The organism is Streptococcus pluranimalium, assembly GCF_047785745.1.
Lineage (GTDB): Bacteria > Bacillota > Bacilli > Lactobacillales > Streptococcaceae > Streptococcus > Streptococcus pluranimalium_B.
Genome location: NZ_JBLOJT010000152.1, coordinates 1 through 2,743, shown reverse-complemented (window position 1 = coordinate 2,743; position 2,743 = coordinate 1). Strand labels below are relative to the sequence as shown.

Genomic DNA, 2,743 nt, shown 5'->3' with positions numbered 1-2,743 from the left:
CCTTTAAAACATTAGATGACGTCATAGATAAGCTACAATCTGTTATTCAGGCTCTCCATTAGAGTGACTTAAAAACGATTGTTCAGCGAAAGTGGACTTCTGCTATTTTTGATTTTGGATGAGTATAAGTAGGGCTATGATAGCTACGAGAATTGCCATTATGAAATCTTTTGACACGCAATCCTTACCTTATCGAGCGATGAAGAATCACTGGCGAATCTTACAAAAAGATACTCTGGAGACGTTCTATTCAAGGACCTTTAGACAAACCTTAACCCCTCGAGAAGTCGTTCAGAAAACCTTACCTTTCTCTGAGGAACTGCGCTATTATTATGACCTATATCAACTATTACTGTTTCATTTTCAAGAGAAACAAGCTAGCCACTTTTTTGACTTAATCGAGGAGCATCTGGAAACTGTGAATAAAGAGTTTCGAACGGTCTTCAAAACTTTTTTGAAATACAAAAGCTATATTATTAATGCCTTAGAAATTCCCTATTCTAACGCGAAGCTAGAAGCAAATAACAAACTCATCAAAGATATCAAACGCCAAGCTTTTGGATTCCGGAAGTTCAAAAACTTTAAAACCAAAAGTCTCATCGCTTTGAATACTAAAAGGGTCAGGGGAGTGACCTTTTTAGGTTGTCTCTCGAAAACCAGAAAGAGAGAAATAGAGAGAACCAGAACGATTCTCTCTAGATGTTAATGATAAGTCACCCACTACAGTTGACGAAGAGCCTATTTTTTTCTATCATTCCATTTTTGCAAACAGGCTTGGCGATAATCGCTATTTCCAATGAATTTTAAGCTATTGAAGAGTGGTGTCCTATTGTCACCCCATATTTCCAAACTTTCAATCAGAACTTCTAAGGCAAATAAAACACCAACCATTAGCAGAATGCCCCCTAAGCGGCTAGAAATATTCAACAGTAAAGCAATCAGTGAGAACAAGATCGCAATGCCATAAACCACTAATACAGCTCCACGGTGTGTAAAACCCATAGCTAATAGGCGATGATGAAGATGCATTTTATCAGCCTCTGAAATCTTTCGACCTGATAATTTCCGACGCACAATAGCGACTGCAGTATCAACAATAGGTACCCCTAAAATAATAACAGGGGTGACAACAGCTACTGCTGTCGAATTTTTTAGACCTTGCAAGGAAAGAACCCCTATCATAAATCCGATAAAGAGGGCTCCCGTATCTCCCCCATAAATGATGGCTGGATGGTAATTGTAAGGAAAAAATCCCAATATAGCCGCAATTAAAAGGAAAATAGTCATGGTTAAAAACAAGTCAACTTGCGGCAAAAAAAAGTAAGAAACCATCCCCATCGTGGCTAAGGAAATCATAGAAACTCCTGCTACTAACCCATCTAATCCATCAATTAGATTAATCGCATTGGTAATGGAAACAATCCAAATAATAGTTAACACGAAGGTTACTACCGGACCAAATTCAATCATTGGTCCACCGAAGGGAATTTTGAAACTATCAAATCGAAAATCCGTACAGGCCCATATAATCACTGCTCCACCAATAATACCTAACATTTTTTTCTTAGCTGAAATTTCAAAAATATCATCTAAATAGCCAGTTATTATAACAAGAGTAGCCCCTACCAACACAGGCAATATATAACCCAAATAAGGGATATCCATATCAATATTTCTAGTGATTTTAGGAAAAATTCCCACTGCGACGAGAAAAAAGGAGAAAAAAACGGCTAAACCACCTGCACTAGGCATAGGCGTCTTATTAATACGACGATCATTTGGTTTATCGACAGCTCCAACACGTAAAGACAAAAAGCGAACGATCGGAGTTAGGATTAGGGAAAGAAGAAAAGCAGCAATCAAGGATAAGACGAATGACAATTCAAATGGTAACATTTAGACCACCTTGATACCTTCTAAATCAGCCACTGCATAACCTTCAAGTAAACGGACGCCATGCTCTTGTAGATAGGCTCTTGTTTTTTGACCACTACGACCGTGCTCCAACAAGCGGGCGTGAACCAAGTCAGCATAATAAGCGGGCTTATTTTCTAGACTAACCAAGATAGTTATATAATAACTACCATCGAATTTATACAGTTCTGATGCTTCTATTTCAAAGTCAATCGCCTTTGAAAAAGCAACGGCATCTTTCAGCATCGGAAACTGTAACACATAGTGCGTATAACTGTCTTGTTCAGCATTATCTTCAGTAGGTTCATCTGCTAAGTCTGCTTCTGATGTTTGCTCTGCCATCGCAGATTCCACGATTTCTTCCATTTGTTTTAACTTCTCGTGAGCTTCAGTGTCTCCCTTATCCAACATTGATTTTTCTAATGTCTTGAAGAATTCATCCGGAGACATTTGGGAGACATCACCCAAGGCTGCTAAATCATCAAAGTTTAAATCCTTATCAATTTCAGACTTAGTTACAAAAACATCTAATCGATCTTTCTTAGGTGTCACACGAAAACTCAACATGCCACTATTTTTGAAGTTATCTGGTAAATCAAGTTCGTCCATCACGGAATAAAAAAATTCTTCCGTTTTTTCTTGAGGAATAAGGAAATCTTTTAATTCCATCCCTCTTTCTTCCAAATCTTCCATACTAATCGTGATTTTTAGCGTTGTTTCGCTAATTTGTTTCATTTCCATTTCATCGGTACCTCATACGTATATTACTCCATATTATACTAGAATTGCAGGTCTTTTTCAATTTTATAACTAGCCTCACTAACACAGG

The 2,743-nt window shown here is 37.7% G+C and carries 2 protein-coding genes and 1 pseudogene; 1 reads left to right on the top strand and 2 read right to left on the bottom strand.

Translation table 11 applies throughout. The features are described from left to right. Positions 1-124: 124 nt before the first annotated feature. Positions 125-706 (top strand): annotated as a pseudogene (locus tag ACMZ6U_RS09960) (transposase); the annotation flags it as partial. 32 nt (positions 707-738) lie between these two features. On the opposite strand, the gene ACMZ6U_RS09955 reads toward ACMZ6U_RS09960, so the two are convergent. Together ACMZ6U_RS09955 and mecA are read right to left on the bottom strand one after the other, a co-directional pair. Further along, entirely contained in the window at positions 739-1,896 is a 1,158-nt protein-coding gene (locus ACMZ6U_RS09955) for a glycosyltransferase family 4 protein (RefSeq protein WP_416108281.1), read from the bottom strand. Then, a complete protein-coding gene (gene mecA / locus ACMZ6U_RS09950) occupies positions 1,897-2,655 on the bottom strand; it encodes an adaptor protein MecA (RefSeq protein ID WP_416108280.1) in 759 nt (252 codons plus the stop codon). It lies immediately after the preceding gene. Between the last annotated feature and the right edge of the window lie 88 nt (positions 2,656-2,743).

Bases quoted from the DNA above. Each gene is read 5' to 3' on its own strand.
- ACMZ6U_RS09955 (WP_416108281.1), bottom strand. From the start codon at position 1,896: ATGTTACCATTTGAATTGTCATTCGTCTTATCCTTGATTGCTGCTTTT.
- mecA (WP_416108280.1), bottom strand. From the start codon at position 2,655: ATGGAAATGAAACAAATTAGCGAAACAACGCTAAAAATCACGATTAGT.